Raw genomic sequence first — 20,074 nt, 5'->3', positions numbered from 1 at the left:
CGGCCGGGCCTCGGTCTCACCCGCCGTACGCCGCGTCGATGTGGGCGAGCACGGGGGCGGCGCCGTCCTCCGCGGCGATGCGGCGGGCGAGTTCGACTGCGCGGCGGTGGCGGCCCGGCTCGGTCACGCAGGCGGTGATCGCGTCGGCGAGGGCCTCGGCGGCGAGCCCCTCGAACGGCAGGGGCCGGGGAGCGACCCCCAGCCGGTGCAGCCGGGCCGCCCAGAACGGCTGGTCGGCCATGACGGGTACCGGGACGGCGGGCACCCCTGCCCGCAGACCGGCACCGGTGGTGCCCGCCCCGGCGTGGTGCACGACGGCGGCGGTCTGCGGGAAGAGCCAGTCGTGCGGGACGTCCCCGATGGCGAGGACGTCGTCGCCACCGCCGCCCAGTCCGGCCCACCCCGCCTGGACCACCGCGCGCACACCCGCCCGCTTCACCGCAGCGGCCACCAGGTCGCTCAACCGTTCCCCGTGACCCGGTGCCATGCTGCCGAACCCGATGAACACCGGCGGCGGACCGGCCTGGAGGAAGTCGGCCAACTCGGCCGGGGGCCGCCAGCCGTCCGGCCGGGCCGGCCACCAGTAGCCCGTCACCTCGGCCTGCGACGGCCAGTCGGCCGGGCGCGGCACCACCGACGGGCTGAAGCCGGCGAAGACCGGCCGGATGCCCGCAGCCGGTCCCGCCGGTGGTCCCGCGAGTGGTTCCGCCGGTGCGCCTGCGGGCAGGCCGAGGCGGGCACGCAGCCGGGCCACGGCACCGGCGAAGAGCCGGTCCCGGCGCCCCACCACCTCCAGGCCCGCGGCCAGGTTCCCCTCCGGCCCCAGGTCGTCGGTACCCGGCGTGCCGGGCAGGGGGAACTCCCTGGTGGCGAGCGCCGGTGTGAGGTGGGTGCCGATGACGGGGACGCCGAGGGCCTCGCCGACGACGTGGCCGAGCGGTGCGGGGGCGAAGGCGGTCAGCACCAGGTCGGTGCCGTCGGCCACGGCCTCCGCCACGCCGTCGGCGAGCCCGTCCACGTAGGCCCGGTTCAGCGCCCGGACCTCCTGCGGGGAGGCCGCCCGGGACCAGGACCGGATCAGGTCCTGCGGGTCTCCCGGAAGGGGCCGATGGCCGAGGCCGCACCCGCCGACGAGGGCGGCGAAGGACGGATGAGCGGCCACGGTGACCTCGTGACCGGCGTCCAGCAGACGCCGTCCCAGGCCGGTGAACGGCGCGACGTCTCCCCGCGATCCGGCAGTGATGATCAGAATCCGCATGCGGTGATTCTCCTCGACGGACGCCACCCCGATCACCGACACCGGGCGCGCACCCGAAGACCGGCCTGAACCACCCCCGCGAACGGCCCGAAGCACCCGCGAACGGCCTTGGACCACCCGCGAACGGCCGCGAGCAGCCGCGACCGGCCGTCAAAAGGCCCCGGCCGTCCGGGCGGTGGGACCTCCGGACGGCTGGGGCGCCCCGCTACCTGGTGCAGGTCCGGTCCCCGCTCGGCAGCCTGCCCCCTGCCAGATAGGCGTTGACCGTGTCGTCCACGCACGCGTTGCCGTACAGGCCGTAGAGCGCGTGCCGGTTGGCGCCCTCCAGCGTCAGCAACCGGGAGGCGGGCAGCAGCCCGTGCAGCGCGACGCTGTCCCGGTAGGTGGTGCGCGGGTCGCCGGTCGCGGCGACTATCAGCACCTTGGCGTCGCGCCGCACTTCGGTGCGGGCCTCGCGCGGGCGGTCCCAGAAGGCGCACGGGTTGATGTTGTGGACCATCGGGCCGAACAGCGGGTGCTCGCCCCGGCTGCGCTCGATCTCCCGCCAGTACGCCTCGGGGTCGCGCGGCGCAGTGGCGTCCGCACAGATGACCGCCTGCTGGGAGCTGCCGGTCGGCGACGCGTCCCCGCTGAACGCGAACCGCAGCGTGGCGGTGAACGCCGCCGACGGCCGGGCCGGCCGCCCCGCCGCCGCCTCGGCGAGCACCGCGATCTGCTCCGCCAGGCCCCCGCGCGCGGCGTCCGTGTCGTCCGCGAGTCCGGCGAAGAGCAGGAAGGGCACCCGGGTGTCGTCGAGCAGGAACGTGTCGGCCCCGCTGCCGACGGCCAGCGGGGCGCGCGCCGACGCCTCGACGAGCCGCCGGATGCCCGCCGTCACCTCGTCCGCGGTCCGGCCGAGCCCGTAGGTGTCGTGGCGGACCGCCGTCCAGGCCGCCCAGCCGGCGAGCGCCTGCTCGTTCTCCGCCAGCAGGTTCGGCAGCAGCACCGGCCCGTACGTGCGCGGGTCGAGCGCCCCGTCGAGGACCACCCGGTCGTAGCGGCCGGGGAACATCTGGGTGAACACCGTGCCCAGGTAGGTCCCGTACGAGACCCCCAGGTAGGAGATCCTCCGCTCGCCGAGCGCGCCGCGGATGACGTCCATGTCGCGCGCCGTGTTGCGGGTGCTCGCGTGCGGCAGCAGAGGTCCGGCCGCCGCCCGGCACTTGGCGGCCAGGTCCTTCTGGAGGGCGACCTGCCGCTCGAAGCTCGCCCGGCTCAGGCCCGCCGAGACGAGATTGGTGCCGACCGGCCAGCCGCAGTCCAGCGGGGTGCTGCGGCCGACGAATCGCGGGTCCATGCCGATGATGTCGTAGCGCGCGGCGGTCTCCTTGAGCGCCGCACGGACGCGCGGCGGGCTCCCGAGGGTCTGGCCGCCCGGACCGCCGTCGTTGAGCAGCAGCGGGCCGATCCGGTGGCGGGTGTCTGTGGCCTTGATCCGGGAGATCGCGACGGTGATGGTGCGGCCCCGGGGGTCACCGTAGTCGAGCGGCACGGTCACGTCGGCACAGGTCGCGCCCGCCTGCTCCAGGCCGGCGCCGACCTGGTCGTCCGGGCCCTGGACGCAGCTGCGCCAGTCGAGGGCCTGGTCGTAGTAGCGCTCCAGGCCCGGGGTGGTGGAGGCGGCGAGGTCCGGCGAGGCGTCACCGGCAGCGGACGCGGACGTGGACGCGGAGGTGTCGGCGGCGACGCCGCCGGGAGCGGCGGGCGCGGCCTGGGCGGTGGGGCCGGTCGCGGCGGACACCACCGCCAGGCAGGCCGCGAAGGCGAGGCCGGCGGCCGTGGCCCGGCGGACGGCCGGCTGCCCGGCCGCGGTCCATCCGGGGGCGGGCTGTGCGGGGGTTCGGCGGTCGATCATGACGTCTCCTCAGTGGTGTCGGATCCGCCGCCGGCCGCGCAGAACGCGGCGGTCGCGACGGCACGGTGGTCCTTCTCGGCCTGCGGGCTCCCGGGGACCTGGTTGAGCGCGAGGGCGAGGCTGCGCCCGCCCGCCCGCCCGGCCCGACCGCGGCGAGCGACCGGTGCCCGCCCGGCAGCGTGCCGCCGTGTCCCCACCACCACCCGCCGCACTCCAGTGGGCCGGCGACCAGTCCGAGCCCGTACCGGGCGCCGGGCCAGAGGAGTTCCGGATCGGCGGGCACGGTGCGCTTCATCTCGGCGAGCCGGCGCGCGGGCAGCAGCCGGCCGCCGAACAGCCCACGGAGGAACCGGTCGACGTCGGCGGGCGTGGAGACCAGCGCCCCGCCCGCGCCGCCGAAGCTCGTGTCCCACTCGGTGCCGTCGGCCGGCGGGGCGCCCTCGGGGGAGGCGGGATCGACGTAGTAGCTGCGCGAGGGCGGCCCCGACGGCCGCGCGGGTCGCCGCGCACCCACCCGGCTCGGCGGCCACCGCCGAGGCCACCGGGGTGACCGCCAACACCGGGGCGGCCACGGCCACGGCGAGCGCCGTGATCCACGGCGTCGGACGGCTTCGGCCCCGGAGGCTCCCGGGCCAAGGGAATTGATGGTCTGTCATGGTGTCCACGCTAGGAACCGGTCACCCGGAGATCACGACAGCACACCCCCGGAGACCGCCGGGGGACATCCCGACCCGTCACGTTCCCTTTCGGGCAGGAGGTACCGGCCGCGCGGACCGGACACGGCCCCCGCACCCCCCGCCCGCGGTCGGGACCCGGCCGACCGGCCCGTTCCGACGGTCGGCGGCACACGACCTCTGGGCTAAGATCACGCAGCCCGTACGGGCACGCATCAGCGGGGGACAGGGGCGGGGGACGAGCAGGTGACCGACGATTCCGTGGTGGCCGACACCGGCACGAAGGGCGCGGCCGGCCAGGTCGTGACGGCGCTGGTACTGGTGGGGGGCGCCATCGCCCTCGTGTGGGGGCTGGGCGGGGTCGGCGACTCCCCGGCGCGGGACGAGAAGCCCGCCGCGTGCAACGCGCCCAAGGAGACGGACGCGCCCGAGTACCCGGCGCTGTGCGCCGCGCTCAACCGCCCCGACCTGCCGACGCTGCTCGGCACGCCGACCGAGCACGTCTCGGTCGCGCAGTCCGGGGGCGGGCCCTTCACCTTCCCGGACGGGACGAAGATGTACGACGCCTCGGCACAGGTGCAGCTCGGCCCCGTCAACGTGCGCATCACGGACAACCGCAACCTCTCGGTCCAGGACGTCGCGTCGTTCGCGAAACCGCCGGCCCTGCCGACCTCGGTGCTCGGGCGTCCCGCGGCGACCTACGCGGACCACACGATGGCGATCGCCTTCAGCACGAACGGCAAGTCCACCAGCGGGCCCGGCGGCATCGCGCGGCACCTCGTCGTCGCCAAGGACCCCAAGGCCGGCGGCGGCTCCTTCGAGCTCACCATCTGGCGCCAGGACACCGCGCTCCCGGACGAGACTGCCCTGTTCCGGATCGCCGAGCAGGTGCTGCCGACGGTCCGGGGGTGGGTCGCGGGGACGGCGTAGCGCACCCCGGCCCCGGGTGCGCTGCGCCCGGCCGACCGTCGGCCGCTCAGCGCCGCCTCGTCAGGCGGTCCACGACGGTCTGGCCGCGGGTCGTCTGCCAGCGTGACCGCGCCTGCCGAATGACCGTGTCCCACTCCTGGCGGACCTCGTTGTCCGGAGGGCGCTCGCCGCGCCCGATCCTGTCGAGCTCGTCCTGCACCTCCCTGCCGAGCGCTGCCGAGCCCACGGTCGCGAACATGGCCCCGAACAGGGCCGAGAGCATGGCGAAGACCGCCCCGATCGCGCCGTAGCGGTCCGTGTAGGAGTTGAAGAGGTGCGGCAGGTAGACGGTCAGGCCCACCGAGTAGCCGGACAGCAGTACCGCCCCGATGATCCCGAACGGCAGAAGGTCGAGCCGTGGAATCCGCCCGGCGGACAGGAGCCGACCGCTCCAGATGAGAAGGGCCGCTGTCAGCGGCGCCTCCACGACGGCTGCTCCGAGCCCCAGCGGTCTGCGGCCGATGGCCGCCTGGACCCAGCCGCTCAGCGTGGCGTACACGGCCAGCACGGCGATCCACTTCAGGCCGTTCACCGTGTTGCGGACACTCAACGGCTGTAGTTCCCAGCCCTGTTCGAAGAGCCTCTGGGCAGCCCGCGCGAAACTCAGCACCGAGACGAGTAGGAAGGCGACCCCGAAGAGTCCCACCGAGCTCCAGTCGCTCGACGAGGAGAACAGGTGGCGTACGGCTTCGGCGCCGTCCCCGGTGAGGTCGTAGCGGTCGACGATGCGGTCGGCGACGTCCTTGCCGCTCAGGCGGACCACGAGACCGCTGAGGAGGATGGCCAACGGCACCAGCGCCGTCAGTGCGGCGGAGGCCAGGGCCATCGAGCGGTCGAAGCCGACGAGTCGCTGGAACCGGCCGACCACGCGCAGCGCGAACGCCGGGCGGAGCCAGAAGGTCGCCCACCTCAGGACGGTCTCGCGGCTGATCCGTGTCGTTTTGGCCCTCCGGTGTTCGGTGGCGGGGTGTTGCCGAGGGAAGCCGGGCGGGTGCGGCGGGTGCCCGGACGGGACCCTCGGGCCGGAACGGCGGACCGCCGCCGGAGCGATCCTCTCGCGGCGGGTCCTGACCGGGGCCCGCAACCCGCCGGGTGAGTGCCGCCGTCTGCTCACACAGGGCGGTGATCTCGCCCCGCAGGGAGTCGAGTCTGCCTTCGGCGGGCCGGTCGACGGACTCCCGGGGGGCGGCCGACGGACCCCGGGGGCGGCCGACGGAGCTCCCGGGCCCGGCCCGCTGCGACGCCGAGGGCGCCGTGACGGTTGCGGGGACACGAGGCCCGGTGTCCTGCCGGCGTCCACGCCCGTTGCCCCCGCCCGGTGTCCCTGCGTGGCTCCCGCCCTCGGCGTGGTGCCACCGGGGCCGGTGGGTCCGGGGGAGCGCACCGGGGCGGGCGCGGGCGACCCGGCTCAGGAGGCGAGCGGGCCCCCGGACTGCGGCGGGCCCGGTACGAGCGGGCCGGTGACCTGCTTGGTGTCGTCGTCGTCCGAGGTGACCGCCGTGGTGATCGAGCTGGTTCCCCCGGCGATCACGCCGATCAGGATGAACGCGACCAGCAGGCCGCGCCCGGCCCCGCTGAGGACCAGCGGGCGGGTCGCCGAGACCGGGCCGCCCGGCACCGAGCCCGGCTCCTCGCCGAACAGCCGCTTCGGGTAGGCGGAGGTGAGCATCAGCAGGTACGCCATGTAGCGCATCCGGTAGCGCAGGATCGCGGCCGTCGCCTCGAACAGGGGTTGCGGCATCCGGCCCAGGATCAGCACCACCAGCCAGCTGATGAACGAGACCGTCCACCACCCGGCGTACAGCACGCTCTGGATGATCATCGCAGGGATCGCCAGCACGATCCGGAAGAACACCGCGAGCCGGTTCAGCTCACCGGGCCGCAACTCCACCCGGACCGGATGGTCGGGCGTGTGGAACGCGAACGGCGGATAGCGGTCGTGGGTGAGCAGCAGATAGGCGTTGACCCGCGTCTCGTACGGGACGAAGCCGGTCAGGTAGTCGGAGGCGAAGACGGGCAGCCGACCCAGGACCAGGGCGCCGAACCAGCCCAGTACGGCGATGAAGAAGGCCACCACCGACAGCACCCAGACCACCACGAACTGGGGGATCAGCAGGATGATCCGCAGGGCCACGGTGAGCCGGTTCTGCATCCCCGGTGCGGGCATGTCCAGCACGGGCAGCCACTCCGTCTCGAACGGTGCGGGTGCGGGGGGAGCCTGCCACATCCGGGCCTCCAGGTCTCGACGCCAGGCACGGTGGTGGACCGGCCGTGTGCTCCGAAGATCGCAGCCGACCACCGCCTCCGCGCGCTGCGCTGCGCCGGCCGGGGGAGCGGGCGTCGATGTGTGCACGTCCGGCCTCGGCGCGATCCCGCAAGAACTCCGGACGGTCGGAGACCGCCCAAGGCGGAGCAGTTTCGGGCATCGCGTCGTACGGCGGGGCACCGGACGGCAGGATCACCCCGGGGCAGGACCACCCGACGGCGGCGGACCGCGCCGTCCGCATGTCATGCCTCGGCCATGCAGTGCTCACGTGCGGGGGTGCCCGGTTGCCGGCGAACGACGGCCATGACGGCCATGACGGTCACAGCCACGACGGTCACAGCCACGACGGCTACGACGGTCATGACGGCTACGACGGGCACAACGGTCACAGCGGTCACCACGACGGGTTCGACGTCCGCCGGGCCGAGCTCGACGGTGATGACGACTGCGAAGGCGACGGTCTCCACGGCTTCGGAACGGACCACGACGACCTCTCCGACTTCGACGCCTTCCTCCGGGTCTCGGCCGAGCTGACCGGCTTCGACGAGGCCGAGCTGCGCGCCACCGGCATGGCCCGCGAACACCACCGCACCCTGCTGGACCGCCGCGTCCGGGACGAACACGCCCTGATCCAGCTCTGGTACCTGGGCGCCTGGCCGGGTGAGCCGCCCTCCTCGGCCCGCGCCCACGACCAGGGGCTGACGTGGCGTACCTTCCACGGCGCCGCCCCCGGCCCCACCAGCGCCTCTGCTCCCCCCGCCCCCGCTACGGACGTGGACGCCACCCCTGCCGGCACGCCCGCAACAGGCGCGCCACCCGGCCCACGAGCACCCGGCCCACGGGCGGCGGGCCGGGAGCCGGGTCAGGAGGGTTGAGGTTGACCTCGGGTCAGGGTGGAAGCTCGTCGCAGCGGCACGAAGCCGCTCCGAGCACAGCGGATCTGAAGGAGCACCATGTCCATCACCCATTCCGGTCAGGGGCAGGATCGCCCGGAGTTGCAGAAGGCGATCGAGGAGATCGTCGAGTCCGGGTTCGTCGGAGTACAGCTGCGGGTGAACGACGAGCAGGGCGAGTGGGTCGGCAGCGCCGGGGTGCGCGAGCTGGGCCGCAGTGCCAGGACGCTGACCGACGGGCACTTCCGGATCGGCAGCACCACCAAGAACTTCGTCGCGACCTCGGTGCTCCTGCTGGTGGCCGAGGGCAGGATCGGTCTGGACACGCCGGCCGACGACTACGTCCCCGGGTTCGGGCTGGACCGGCGGATCACGGTGCGGATGCTGCTCCAGCACACCAGCGGGATCTTCAACCACACCGGCGAGCTCAACGAGGACGGGACGTTCGAGCCGGGAGTCCCCTGGCGGGGCAAGGAGTGGGTGGAGAACCGGTTCAGGACCTACCAGCCCGAGGAGCTGGTGCGGCTGTCGATGTCCAAGCCCGCGCGGTTCGCGCCCGGGACGCGCTGGAGCTACGCCAACACCAACTACGTGCTGGCCCGGCTGGTGGTCGAGAAGGTCACCGGCCGTCCGTTCGCCGAGGAGCTGCGCCGGCTGGTCCTGGCGCCGCTGGGGCTGACCGGAACCGTGGCGCCGGGCACCTCGCCGGAGATCCCGGAGCCGCACAACCACTGCTACTACCGCTATGACGACGCCGGGCAGGAGAGGACGGTCGACATCACCCGGGAGAACCCCTCGTGGGTTTCGGCGGGTGGCGACATGATCTCGACCACTCGGGACCTGCACACGTACTTCTCCGCGTTGATGGGCGGCAGGCTCCTGCCGGCGGGGCTGCTGGCCGAGATGCGCACGCCGGAGGCGACGGTCGGCTACGGCCTGGGGGTGTTCGCGCAGGACCTGGGCGCGGGCGGCGGTACCGTCTTCCACCACAACGGCGGCATGGCGGGCAGCGGGGCGCTGATGTACAGCTCACCCGACGGCGGCAGGACCCTGACCGCCGGGCTGACCTGTGTGGGCGACGCCGACCTGTCGATCGCCACGGCGTTCCAGAGCGCCCAACAGAGGCTCGTCAACGAGGTGTTCCGCGGCGGGCAGGCCGGTCCGGCCCAGCCGGCGGGGTGACCACCTGCGACGCGCACGCCAAGAGGAGCGGGGACCGCCTCCGCAGCCGCATCGGACGGTGTGCGTTGTCGCGGAGTCAGAGCACGAGGCAGGCTGGGGAGATGAAGAGCGGAATCACGATCGGGCAGGCGGCGGCGTTCGTCGGCGTCACGGTGAAGACGGTGCGGCACTACCACAGGCTCGGTCTGGTCGAGGAGCCGGAACGCGACGGCTCCGGATACCGGCGGTACGGATCGGACGAGTTGCTGCGGCTCGTCCAGGTCCGGACACTGGCCACCGCCGGCGTACCGTTGGCCGAGATCGGGCCCCTGCTCGACGCCGACGCCGATCGGTTCGCGGCCTCCCTCGCGGACGTCGAGCGGCGGCTGACCGACCGGATCGCGGAGTTGACCGCGCGTCGTGACACGCTGCACCGGCTCGCCGACGGCGACCGCGCCCTGCTGCCCGACCGCGCCTGCGCGGTCCTGGAGCGGATGTCCGGCCTCGGCTTCGATCCCGAGTACGTGGCCGGGCAACGCGAGGCCCTGGTGCTGATCCGGGCACTGGTGCCGGAAGGCTTCGACGGCTTCCTGACCCAGCTCGAACACTCCCTCGGCGACCCCGCGTACATCGACCTGGCCAAGCGCGGCTGGGAGGCGGAGGCCTGGGACCCGGACGACCCGAGGATCGAGGAACTCGCGACCGCCATGGCCGAGCACTACCTCGCCAACCACGCGCGGCTGGAGAACCCCACCAGCCGGCAGGCCTGGGCGAACGCCTCCGCCCAGTACCGGCTGATCAACGACCATCGCATGGACCAGGCGCCGATCGCGGCCCGGCTGACCGCACTCACGGAGGCGAGACTCAGATCCGCAGGGGTACCCGTCCCCCACCGGTGACGGGAGCCGGATGCCACGGCAGGGCCGGATCGAGCAGGTCCTGGTGCAGGTCGGCGCCGAAGGCACCGTCGGAGTGCAGGGCGAGGCCGGCCCCGGGAAGCCGAGGAGACGCCGGGGGAGCGGGAGCCGGGTCCTGCGGACCTCGTACCGCCCACCCGCGGGGTGATCGTCGGGTGCCGTGCGAGGTCCGAACTCCCTGCTGCTCCGGCCGCTCCTGCACTCCCGCTACGGAACTCCCGCCTCCGTACTCCCGTTGCGGCACTCCCGCTACCGCTCGGCCAGTGGGAGCGCCGGGAAGGTGTGGTTCTGCCAGAGCAGCCGGGAGGTCTCCTCCGGGTAGGCCGTGACGGCCGGTCGTGCGTCGAAGAGCTGGACGAGGCGTTGCCGGACGTCGTAGGCGGGCCACCCGGGGTCGCCGTCGGCGGCGAAGGCCGTCCACGCGGCGCGGATCCGTGCGGACAGCTCCTCCGCCTCGGGGGAGGGGGCCTCGCCGATCAGCAGGGCGGGCTGCCCGCTGCTCAGGTTGCCGAACACGAGCGGCACGTCCAGGCCGTGGCAGGCACCGAGTGCACCCCCCAGGCCCGGGGCGGGCCAGGTCAGCTCGTAGACGTGGGTCCGGCCGCCGGCGGTGGTGTGCGCCTGCGCGAGTCGGAGGGACGCCATCCGGAACAGCCAGTCGGCGTTGACCAGTTCGTACAGCTCCTCCGGGCCTGCCGACGGGAAGCCCTCGCGGTACCGCTGCGCGCCGTCCGGGCCGGGGGCGAGGGTGCGCAGGGCGGCGTCGGCCTGCTCCTGGGTCACCTGGCCGAGCACGCCGTCGATCAGGCTGAACAGCCGGTGCTCGTCACGGACGTGGCCGACGAGGAGATCGACGTCCCGGGCGGCGCCGTCGGCCAGTGCCTGCCAGGGCGTGGTCGGCAGGACGTCGCCGTCGACGACGGGCGCGAACGGGATCGGCCGGTACGCGATCGGCCCCCAGCGTTCCCGCCACTGCTCGATCTTCGCGGACACCGCGTCGCCCGCGGCGGGCAGCCGGGGCGGGGCCACCGTGGACAGGTCGGCCACCGTGGGCCGCAGCCCCAGCTCGGTGGCGCAGGCGGTGGCGATGTCGGCGGCCAGTTCGGGCGAGAAGAACGTCCCCGGCAGGCTCTGCGCGACGGCCCGGCGGAACAACCCGGCCGCCCGGGGCATGGCCAGCAGCGCGGCGACCGATCCGCCGCCCGCCGACTGGCCGAAGACCGTGACCCGGTCCGGGTCGCCGCCGAAGGCCCGGATGTTCTCGCGCACCCACCGCAGGCCGGCGACCTGGTCGAGCAGGCCCCGGTTCGCGGGGGCGCCCTCGATCTGCGCGAAGCCCTCCAGACCCAGGCGGTAGTTGAGGGTCACGAGGACGACACCGCCGGCGGCCAGGCGGCCGCCGTCGAACTCCGGGAGGCTGGACGTGCCGATCACGTACGCGCCGCCGGGGATCCACACCATGACGGGGAGACCCGCCCCCGGGACCGGCTCGGGCGACCAGACGTTGACCGTCAACCAGTCGTCACCCGCCGCCTCCTGCGACGGCGCTTCCATGCCGAAGACCCCGGCCTGCGGTGGCGGTGGCCCGTACGACACGGCCGCCCGCACCCCCGCCCAGCCCCGTACCGGCCGGGGTTCGGCGAAACGGAGCGCACCGACCGGTGGCTCGGCGTACGGGATGCCCCGGAAGACCGCCAGGCCGGCCTCGCGGCTGCCGCGCAGGGCACCGGCCGCCGTACGGACTTCGGGTGCGGCCTCGGACGGCCTCGGTGCGGTGGCGGTCACTGCGGGCTTCCTCTCCGGCAGGTGGAGCGGCCACGTCGCCGCCCGGCCCCGCAAGGGACCGGGTGCGCATCGTCCGGAAGCCGCCGGAGGTCATGCGGCAGCTCGTCCGGATCTGTCCCGAGGACGGTACCGTCCCGGGTCCGCTCGTCGGAAGCGAATTGGCCCGGCGGTGGGCCCCGGCGGTGGGCCCCGGCGGTGGGCCCGCCGCGAGGGCCGGCGCTTCCTCGGCGCAGGGCCCTGGCAGCAGGCGTCGACGTCTGCTGCCCGGGCCCGGGTGGTGCCGTCCCCTGTGACGGGACGGCACCACGCCGACCCGCGCCGGCCGGGCGGGGCCCCGGGCTCAGGTCACTTGCACTGCCCGCTGCGCGGTCCGGTCACGGTGTTGCCGGACTGCTGCAGGGTGGGTGCGTTGCCCGCGCAGCGCAGCGGCGCCCCGACCTGGTTGCCCTCGAACTCCGGGACCAGGTCCTCGGGGAGCAGGCCGCTGCCGCTGTTGTCGTTGATCGTCACCGGCGCGGACATCGTGTTGGACGATGCCTTCAGGCCGCCGGTGTTGCGCTCCAGGGTCAGCGGGGCATTGAAGGCGTTGCCCGCGCAGTCCGTCCGCTCGCCGCCGCCCAGCAGCACGAAGCCGCTGGTGCCCGTTAGGGCCACCGGCGCGGCGAGGGCCGAGTGGCAGACGGTGACCGCGAGGGCGCCGTTCGCGGCCACCGGGCCGTTGATCTGCGCACCCGACACCGCCAGCGCTCCGCCGGGCCGCACCTCCACCGGGCCGTTCTGCCGACCGCCGGGAGCGATGCACAGCGACTGGCCGGCGGCCACGGTCAGCGGGCCGTCGTGGTCCGTGGTGCACGGCCCGCTGAAGCCGACGGTGACGTCGGTGGGCGCGGCCGTGGCGCCCGCCGTGAAGGCGGGGTCGCCGCCGTAGGTGGCGGTGATCGGGTGCGCCCCGGGCTGGAACTTGCCGGTGGTGAAGGTCGCCCTGCCGCCGTTGAGCGGCACGGTCGCCAGCGTGGCCGTCCCGTCGGAGAAGGTGACCGACCCGGTCGGGGTGCCCGCGCCCGCGCCGGCCGGGGCCACGGTGGCCGTCACCTGGACGGAGTGGCCGAACAGCGGGGTCGCGGTGTCCGCGCCGAGCGTGACCGAAGTCCCGTACCGGAAGGTGATGACGGCCTTGCCGTTGCCGTGGTTGACGCCCTGGAGGAGCGAGACGTCGGTCGCCGACGGCACCGCGTAGCTGCTGCCGCCGCCACCGCCGGCGCCCGGGAAGTAGCCCGGGTTGCCGCCGCCGGAGCCGCCGCCACCGCCGTGCCAGCCGCCGCCGCCACCGCCGCCGCCCGGGCCGCCCCCACCGCCGTTGCCGCCGGCGCCCGCGAGGCCGGAGCCCAGCGGGCCGTTGCTCTGGCCGCCGTCCTGGCCGGTCTCGCCGCCGCCCGCGCCGCCCCGGAGGCTGGGACCGCCGTTGCCGGCGCCGCCGCCGCCACCCGCGACCAGGACGCGGTCGTCGCCGCCGAACGCGCCCACCCGCACGTCCAAGCCGCCGCCGCCCGAGCCTCCGCCGCCGTGGGCGCCGCCGCCGCCGCGGCCGTGCCCGGTGCCGCCGGGGCGGGCGAACTCACCGTGCCGGGAGGAGCCGGGGATGCCGGCCGCGCCCACGGTGAGCTGGAGGGTCTGGCCCGGGGTCACGGGCAGGGTCGCGCGGGTCTCGCCGCCGAGGCCGCCGGGCGCTCCGTCGGCCGCGGGGTGCGGCGTGATGAAGCCCGCCGCGCTGCCGCCCTCGGCGCCGTACAGGTCGACGGTCACCGCTGTCACGCCGTCCGGGACGGTGAAGGTGTCCGAACCGACGGAGTCGTAGGTGCAGGTGGGTTGCGGTGCCGTGGTGAAGACGCCACCGGTGCCGCAGGGCGCGGCCGCGCTCGCTGTGGCCGCGGACGCGGTGAGGGGCACGATCGCGGCGGCGACGAGGCCCGTGGTGCCGGCCGCCGAGATCATCCTGGATCTGAATATCGTCCGACGGGGCTTCGGATCGTTGTTGCTCATGGAGTCGACGCTTTCTCTCCGGTCCTCGGGGAGACCGGGGTGACGGGAGGGGGATCCGCAGGCGGGACGGGCCCGCCTGCGGACCGGGTCCGACCGGTGGCTCAGACGCCGTCGTTGGCGCAGAGCGCCCAGACGTCCGAGTAGGTGTTGGGGGAGCCGGCACCGCCGGTGTGGGTGTAGGCGGTCCAGTACGCGGCCGACGTGGTCCCGTCGCCGACGGGGTTGCCGCTGTTGTCGCTGGGGAAGCTGCCGTTGAGGTGGTCACCGCCCGAGCCCGGCCCGGTGAAGTCGGTGGTCGTGACGCTGCCTCCGCTGATGGCGGCGCCGCCGCTGACCAGCTTGCCGTCGTTCCCGCAGCCCACGGTCACGGTCTGGCCCGTGGTCGCCGAGGTCGGGCCGCTCACCTCGCTGTAGTGGACCTTCACGGTGACGCCACCGACGTTGATGCCGTTTCCGCTGCAGATCGCGTACGCGTACGTGGTGTTGGTGGTGCCGCCACCGCCGCCGTTGTAGCCGACCGCCGTCCAGGAGTCGGGGTTGCCGTCGCCGTCGGCCGCGGCCTTCAGGCCGTAGTCGTGCGCGGAGTTGTTGAAGGTGGGGAAGCTCGCGATCGGCTTGAGGCTGCCGACGTCGGCCGGGGTGGTCCGGGCGCCGCCGCCGAGCAGGACGGTGTTGGCCGGGCAGGTCGCCGTGACCGCGAGGGGTGCCGACGAGCTGGTCGGCCCGGCGGCCTTGTTCATGAGGGTCTGGGTGTGGTTGATCAGGTTGCTGGTGAAGCAGACCGCGTACGGGGTGGACGAGAACGAGCTGTTCACCGCGCCGCCGCTGCCACCGATGCCGAGCCAGTGCGTGTTGTCGGTGCCGACGACGCCGGTGGAGCCGGTGTACTCGGTGGAGCCGTCGGGGCTGGGCCCGGTGCCGTTCACGTGGTTGCCGTTGGACGACGTACCGGTACCGATGGCCTGGTTGATGCCGCCGCCGGAGGCGAGACCGCTGCTGCAGTCCGCGTGGGTCGAGATCTCGGAAAAGGTGGTGGCGGGCCCGGCGGTGGCGCCGGGGGTCTTCACGGTCACGCCCACGGTGTTGGCGTACGCGACCCCGGGCACCGCCAGGGCCAGCAGGGCGGCTGTCACCAGCGCCCTTCCGGCCACCAGACGCGGCAGGAACTGGTCCTCATCGGACTCTCCCTCTCTGATCTACAGCGCTGCACACGGGAGGAGGCAGCGCGGACGAAAGCCGTACAGGAGAAGACCGACCGCGGCGGGGTGCGGCCGTCACGGGTCCGACGACGGCTGGGGAGCCTGGGGAGTGGGGAGGCGGGACCCGTACGAGCCGGCGCTCAACGCGGCTCGCAGAGGCGGACTCTAGTAGTCCGGAGGCAGCCGCAGATACGGGTGAATCACACAGGAAGGACTGGTGGATGCTACAGCTGACGGCCTTTCGTCCTCGAACCTGCGGGAGCCTGCTTCGGCGCCGTCGTGCCGTCAGGCCCCCGCCGTGACAGCAGACGGGGGCGCGGCCTCATGAGTGCCGCGCCCCCTGGGGCGATGTCTTCGCGCGTGCCCTGCCTGCCGTCGAGGGTGGGGCACGGCCGGGCCCCGCAGGCTCCTGGTGCGGATCGTCCGCCCGGTGCTGCATCGGGGCCGGGTCGGGCCGGCTGCGGCCGGTCAGGCCTTCTTGAGGTCGCACCCGGTGCCGGTGACACAGGTGCTGTGCGGGGCGCGGCCGGACGGCCCCGGTGTCAGCCGGGGTAGGTGAACTCGTCGACGGGGACGGCGGGGGACAGGTAGCCGTTCACCAGTACCCTGACGTCGACCGTCTTGCTGAAGGGGGCGCCCGACGAGGGCGCCGTGGCGGTGATCTGGGTCGGCGAGACGAACGCGGAGGTCGCGGGGTTCTTCCCGAAGTACACGGTGGGATTGGCGGCGAAGCCCGTGCCCGTGATGGTGACCGTCTGCCCGGTTTTTCCGTTGTTCGGGGAGATGCCGGTGACCAGGACGGGCTGCGGCCCGCCGTAGGCGAACTGCCCGGTCGGGACGGACGGGGACGTGCCCAGGCTCCCGGTGACCCTGACGTCGACGACGCCGACCCCCTCGGGGGCGGTGGCGATGATCTGGGTGTTGCTGACGACCTTGCTCATGCACGGGACCGGGCCGAGGTCGACGACACTGTCCGGCCCGAAGCCAGTCCCGGTGATGGTGATCTGGGTGCCCGCGGTCCCGACGTTGGGACTGATGGCGTGCACCACCGGTCCGGTGGGCACCGGCGGCGCCTTCAGCAGGCCCAGGTAGGTGGAGTTGGCGTGCTGGTAGGCGACCTGGGCCAGGAAGTCCTCGGTCGAGCTCTTGACCACGGCGGGGTCGAAGGTGTCGTAGTTGGGGTTCAGGGGCGGCATGACGTTGTTCGGCTGGACGTAGACGTTGGGTCCGGTGAGGGCCTCGATCTCCGGGATGAGGACGTCCTTGACGTCGGCGGGCGCGACCGGCCCGTGGGTGGCGGGGTACCACTTCTTGGCCGTGTTCAGGTCGGCCCAGGCCCGGGGCACGATGTCGTAGTTGTTGACGTACCCCTGGTTCACGTTCCACTGCACGGAGTTGAAGCGGTCGGCGAAGTCCTTCAGCCCGGCGGTGGGGGCGGCGAAGGTGATCACCCCGAACTGCGGCGCGAGGCCGCCCCAGTTCTGGGCCTGGAGGTACAGCGCGAGCACGGAGGCGATGCAGCCGCCCAGGCTGTGGCCGATCACGGTGACCGTCGCCCGCGGGGGCGCGTCCGTCAGGAGCAGGGTGAGCGCCCGCAGGAGGTTGGCACCCGCCCCCGGGGACCCGTCGGTCATGCCGGCGACCTGGGTGAACGCCGTCATGGCGCCCTTCGAGATGGAGACCGGCGATCCTCCGCCCACGGTGAACGGGACCACCGTGCCGACGTCGAGGTCCTCCAGGGTGTCGATCGCGTTGGCGACCGTCCCGCGCACGACCACGGCGAACGCGTTCGAGCCGGAGGTGTCCTTGGCGATGTACGCCATGTTCGCGTTGTCCGGGCTCAGCGCGAGCCAGGCCAGCTGCCACGTGCCCTTGGTCGCCAGGGCGGGGTCGGACAGTTGCTGCTTGATGCCGGTGGCGATGCGCAGCTTCTGCGTCGTCACGCTCTCACCGGACGGGCGCGGGGTCGCCCCGGTCGCCGCGAGTGCGGCCAGGGTCATGGCCACTGCGGCCGTCGGCGCGGTCGAATCTACCGTCATGATCACTCCTCTGGCGCTCATATGAGCACCTAACGAGCCAAATCGGTCGCATTCAATCTATTTTCGGTCGTGAGCGACTGGGGGTACGCGGGCCCCCGGGGGCCGGGTTTCAGGCCACTGGACCAACGTCCTCGCCGCAGGACCGGCGTGTCTGCTCCTTCCGGGACGGGCCGGCCACCGCGTCGTGCAGTGGCCGGCTGCGGCCCCGGGGCCGCGCGGGGACGCGGATGGTGCGGCCCGACCGCTGGACGTCGGGCCGCGGTCAATCCGGCTGACGGCCGGGCGGCACTACTCCGGGGAGACCTGCTGCCACCGGTCTGCCGAAGACCGGGCCATTGCGGCGTCGTACTGATCTGCATCGAAGTGGAAATCCGGGAGCCGCGGTTCGTCGCCGGGCATCTGCCCGTAGGACCACTCCACGATGCCCCCGTGCCGCTGCACGAACACCGAGAGAAAACCGCAACACCCGCCCGTGCACTCGGGTTCGCCCAGCACCACGCGCCGGCCCTTGCCCGTCGCCCACAGGGACCCGTGGCCCGTGGCGGGCAGCGCCTCGTCCGCCAGCAGGCCGCGGCCCCCTGCGCCGACGGCGTCCGCCACCACGTCCTCGCCATCGATCCGCAGCTGCAACCGGGCCGCCCACCGTCGTCCTGGCGGCAGCACCTTGACCTCAACCCGATTGAACATCTGATCATCCTGGGAACTCGTCACAGGATCCTGAGCGGAGGCCGCCCTTGCTACTCGCTCGGGCGCCTTCCGTAGAAGGGGCTGACGGTCGTGGCCGGCTTCCGCCGGACCGACCGCAGCATACCGATCGTCGTCTCGTCGGAGAGTCCCGTGGTCGTCGGCCATTCGACGCCCGAGCCTGCGAGGTCGCTGACGAAGACGATCTCCGCTGCCAGGAGGGTACGTGCCCAGTCCGCCGCGTTCAGAGGGGCGTCGTTGGAGAGTTCGTCCCGTAGTCTGCGGCACTGGTCGAGCAGATCTCGGGCGCCCGCGAACCCCATGCCGACGGCGAGCTGATCGCTGCACCGAGCCGGCCCACCCCATTCAAGGAGCGCACGCCGTAGCAGATCGATCTCGCGCTTGGTCAAGACTTCGCTTGCCACCACGTGTTCCGGCACTGCCTCAGCCTCTCCCGCTACTCATCCGAGCGACAGGACGATCACGCTACCTGGTTGTCGAGTCGTCGTCGGTAGATGAGTCCGCAGGCGAGTGAGACGAGAGCGTTGTGGAGGTCGAGGCGTCGTTCCCAGCGGACGGCGAGGCGCTTGAACGGGTGGAGCCCTTGTCGCCGGGCCTCGTCCGCACGGCCCCGTCGGAGCGTGCCTGTCGCTGTCGGCCTCTCGCTGCGGCCTGTCGGGCAGCCAGGGGAGCCCGGGCAGCCCGGGCGGGCGGTGCAGGCCCGGGCCGGCGCATCAGCCGGGGGCTCGTTGCACGTCGGGCGAGCTGATCGCTCCCTCCGGTCGGCCGGTCTCGCCCCGGTGTCGGGTGTCGAGGGGCCTGCCTCCGGAGGTGTCCGGGGCCCGGGACCAGCGGCCGGCCAGGAACGTCCCGGCGACCAGCTGGAGTTGGTGGTACGCCATCAGCGGCAGCACCAGCAGTCCGGCCTCGGGGCCGAACAGCACGGTGGCCATCGGCAGTCCGTTCGCCAGGCTCTTCTGTGAGCCGCAGAGGACGGCGGCGATCCCGGATTGCCGGTCGAGGCCGAGGACCCGGGCGCCGAGCCTGGCGAAGCCGAGGGCGGCGGCGAGCAGGGCGAGTAGCACGCCCAGCAGACCGAGCAGTGCGGTGGGCGTCGTCCTGCTCCAGATGCCCTGCGCGACCGCCGCGCTGAAGGCGGTGTAGACGACGAGCAGGATCGAGCCCCGGTCCACCGGGGTGAGCAGCCGTTTGTGCCGGGCCAGCAACCCGCCGACGCGCGGCCGTAGCAACTGCCCGGCGAGGAAGGGCGCGAGGAGCTGCAGGCCGATCCGGGCCAGGCCGTCCGGGGAGAGGGCGGCGTGCGCACCCAGCAGCCAGGCGGCCAGCAGCGGCGTCAGGACGAGACCGGCCAGGCTGGAGTAGGTACCCGCGCAGATCGCGGCCGGCACGTTGCCCCGGGCGGCGCCGGTCAGCGCCACCGAGGACTGCACCGTTGACGGGACCAGGCAGAGGAACAGCACCCCGGTCTGCAACTGCCCGGTGAGTGGAGCGGGCGTCAGCACGGCGGTGGCCAGCCCGAGCAGGGGGAAGAGGACGAAGGTGCAGATGAGCACCAGCCCGTGCAGGCGGAGGTGGCGGAGCCCGGCCAGCGTCTCGCGGGAGGACAGCCGGGCACCGTAGAGGAAGAAGAGCAGCGCGACCGCGAGGTCGCAGGCCTGCTCCGCCACCCGGGCGGCCCGGCCGGTGGCCGGGAGCAGTGCGGCGAACAGGACGGTGCCGGCGAGCGCGGCCATGTACGGGTCGAGCCATCGCGGCCAGGCTCCGGGCCACGCCTGTGCCCACACCCGCGCCCGTGCCTGCACTCGTGCCCGCACCCGCGCCTGCCTCCTGGCCCCCGAGGACTGCGCTGCGTCCTCCGTCCCTGTCGTCGGCGGCGACTGCGGCGGCGACTGGGATGGCGACTGGGGCGGTGGAGGTGGAGGAGGAGCCCGGTGCTGAAGTCCATCGCTCATCCGCCGCCCCCTGTCGCCGGGGCGGGCGGCGCGGCCAGCAGGAGATCGCCCACCAGTGCGCCGGTGCCGTCGTGGTCGCTGCCCGCCGTGCCCTTTCCGGTCTGGAGATTGGCGGTCCGGTCAACCTCCAGCAGGGAGTCCGCTTGGACCAGAGAGTCGGCCCGGATCAGTGAGTCCGCGTGCGAGTTGTCGATCACGGTGATCAGGCCGCCCTCCGCCGCCGCCGGCGGGGCGACGCCGCCGAGCGCCGCCCACGCCCCGGCCAGCCCGGCGACGGCCAGCCGCCGCCGGACCGCCGCCCGCACGGGCACGGCGGAGGAGG

General features: G+C 73.8%; 17 protein-coding genes. 4 read left to right on the top strand and 13 right to left on the bottom strand.

Annotation, left to right across the window (positions count from 1 at the left end; all coding sequences use genetic code 11):
• Positions 1–16 precede the first annotated feature (16 nt).
• The 3 genes from J5Y04_RS37530 to J5Y04_RS44080 form a co-directional block, all read right to left on the bottom strand.
• Complete coding sequence (locus tag J5Y04_RS37530) at positions 17–1,258, bottom strand: glycosyltransferase (RefSeq protein ID WP_209417019.1); 1,242 nt, start codon at positions 1,256–1,258, stop codon at positions 17–19.
• Between the two features lie 205 nt (positions 1,259–1,463).
• Complete coding sequence (locus J5Y04_RS37525; RefSeq protein ID WP_374106202.1) at positions 1,464–3,041, bottom strand: alpha/beta fold hydrolase; 1,578 nt, start codon at positions 3,039–3,041, stop codon at positions 1,464–1,466.
• Positions 2,938–3,666, bottom strand: a complete 729-nt coding sequence (locus J5Y04_RS44080) for a serine hydrolase (protein WP_374106200.1) — start codon at positions 3,664–3,666, stop codon at positions 2,938–2,940. The genes J5Y04_RS37525 and J5Y04_RS44080 overlap by 104 nt, the downstream gene beginning before the upstream one ends.
• A gap of 406 nt (positions 3,667–4,072) precedes the next feature.
• Between J5Y04_RS44080 and J5Y04_RS37515 the strand changes: the two genes are divergently transcribed.
• Entirely contained in the window at positions 4,073–4,756 is a 684-nt protein-coding gene (locus tag J5Y04_RS37515) for a DUF6215 domain-containing protein (protein ID WP_209417017.1), read from the top strand.
• 46 nt (positions 4,757–4,802) lie between these two features.
• Here J5Y04_RS37515 and J5Y04_RS37510 read toward each other — a convergent pair whose 3' ends face one another.
• Both J5Y04_RS37510 and J5Y04_RS37505 read right to left on the bottom strand, forming a co-directional pair.
• Complete coding sequence (locus tag J5Y04_RS37510) at positions 4,803–5,663, bottom strand: YhjD/YihY/BrkB family envelope integrity protein (protein ID WP_307853508.1); 861 nt, start codon at positions 5,661–5,663, stop codon at positions 4,803–4,805.
• Between the two features lie 540 nt (positions 5,664–6,203).
• Positions 6,204–7,022, bottom strand: a complete 819-nt coding sequence (locus J5Y04_RS37505; protein ID WP_209417016.1) for a DUF4389 domain-containing protein — start codon at positions 7,020–7,022, stop codon at positions 6,204–6,206.
• 323 nt (positions 7,023–7,345) lie between these two features.
• Between J5Y04_RS37505 and J5Y04_RS37500 the strand changes: the two genes are divergently transcribed.
• From J5Y04_RS37500 to J5Y04_RS37490, 3 genes are all read left to right on the top strand, one after another.
• Positions 7,346–7,936, top strand: coding sequence for a hypothetical protein (locus J5Y04_RS37500; protein ID WP_209417015.1), 591 nt, complete (start codon positions 7,346–7,348; stop codon positions 7,934–7,936).
• 78 nt (positions 7,937–8,014) lie between these two features.
• On the top strand, positions 8,015–9,136 hold the full coding sequence (locus tag J5Y04_RS37495) for a serine hydrolase (RefSeq protein WP_209417014.1): 1,122 nt from the start codon (positions 8,015–8,017) through the stop codon (positions 9,134–9,136).
• 101 nt (positions 9,137–9,237) lie between these two features.
• Positions 9,238–10,014: a MerR family transcriptional regulator gene (locus J5Y04_RS37490; RefSeq protein ID WP_209417013.1), complete on the top strand. Its 777-nt coding sequence runs from the start codon at positions 9,238–9,240 to the stop codon at positions 10,012–10,014.
• Between the two features lie 267 nt (positions 10,015–10,281).
• Here the strand turns inward: J5Y04_RS37490 and J5Y04_RS37485 are convergent, their stop codons facing one another.
• From J5Y04_RS37485 to J5Y04_RS37450, 8 genes are all read right to left on the bottom strand, one after another.
• A complete protein-coding gene (locus J5Y04_RS37485; protein ID WP_209417012.1) occupies positions 10,282–11,817 on the bottom strand; it encodes a carboxylesterase/lipase family protein in 1,536 nt (511 codons plus the stop codon).
• A gap of 345 nt (positions 11,818–12,162) precedes the next feature.
• Entirely contained in the window at positions 12,163–13,857 is a 1,695-nt protein-coding gene (locus tag J5Y04_RS37480; RefSeq protein ID WP_209417011.1) for an Ig-like domain-containing protein, read from the bottom strand.
• Between the two features lie 101 nt (positions 13,858–13,958).
• Positions 13,959–14,990 (bottom strand): hypothetical protein, encoded by a 1,032-nt coding sequence (locus tag J5Y04_RS37475; protein ID WP_307853507.1) that lies wholly within the window; start codon positions 14,988–14,990, stop codon positions 13,959–13,961.
• A gap of 608 nt (positions 14,991–15,598) precedes the next feature.
• On the bottom strand, positions 15,599–17,095 hold the full coding sequence (locus J5Y04_RS37470; protein ID WP_209417010.1) for an IPT/TIG domain-containing protein: 1,497 nt from the start codon (positions 17,093–17,095) through the stop codon (positions 15,599–15,601).
• 288 nt (positions 17,096–17,383) lie between these two features.
• The gene (locus J5Y04_RS37465; protein ID WP_307853506.1) at positions 17,384–17,806 is read right to left on the bottom strand and encodes a hypothetical protein; all 423 of its coding nucleotides are present in this window, start codon (positions 17,804–17,806) and stop codon (positions 17,384–17,386) included.
• Between the two features lie 26 nt (positions 17,807–17,832).
• Positions 17,833–18,219, bottom strand: coding sequence for a hypothetical protein (locus tag J5Y04_RS37460; protein WP_307853505.1), 387 nt, complete (start codon positions 18,217–18,219; stop codon positions 17,833–17,835).
• A 294-nt stretch (positions 18,220–18,513) separates the two neighbouring features.
• Positions 18,514–19,533, bottom strand: coding sequence for a bile acid:sodium symporter family protein (locus J5Y04_RS37455; RefSeq protein WP_209417052.1), 1,020 nt, complete (start codon positions 19,531–19,533; stop codon positions 18,514–18,516).
• A gap of 215 nt (positions 19,534–19,748) precedes the next feature.
• Positions 19,749–20,074: hypothetical protein (locus J5Y04_RS37450; RefSeq protein WP_374106199.1), on the bottom strand; the 326-nt coding region annotated here is incomplete at its 5' end.

The organism is Kitasatospora sp. RG8 (assembly GCF_017813315.1).
GTDB lineage: Bacteria > Actinomycetota > Actinomycetes > Streptomycetales > Streptomycetaceae > Kitasatospora.
The sequence above is the reverse complement of the archived record's forward strand: the minus strand, read 5'-3'. Positions and strand labels throughout refer to the sequence as shown.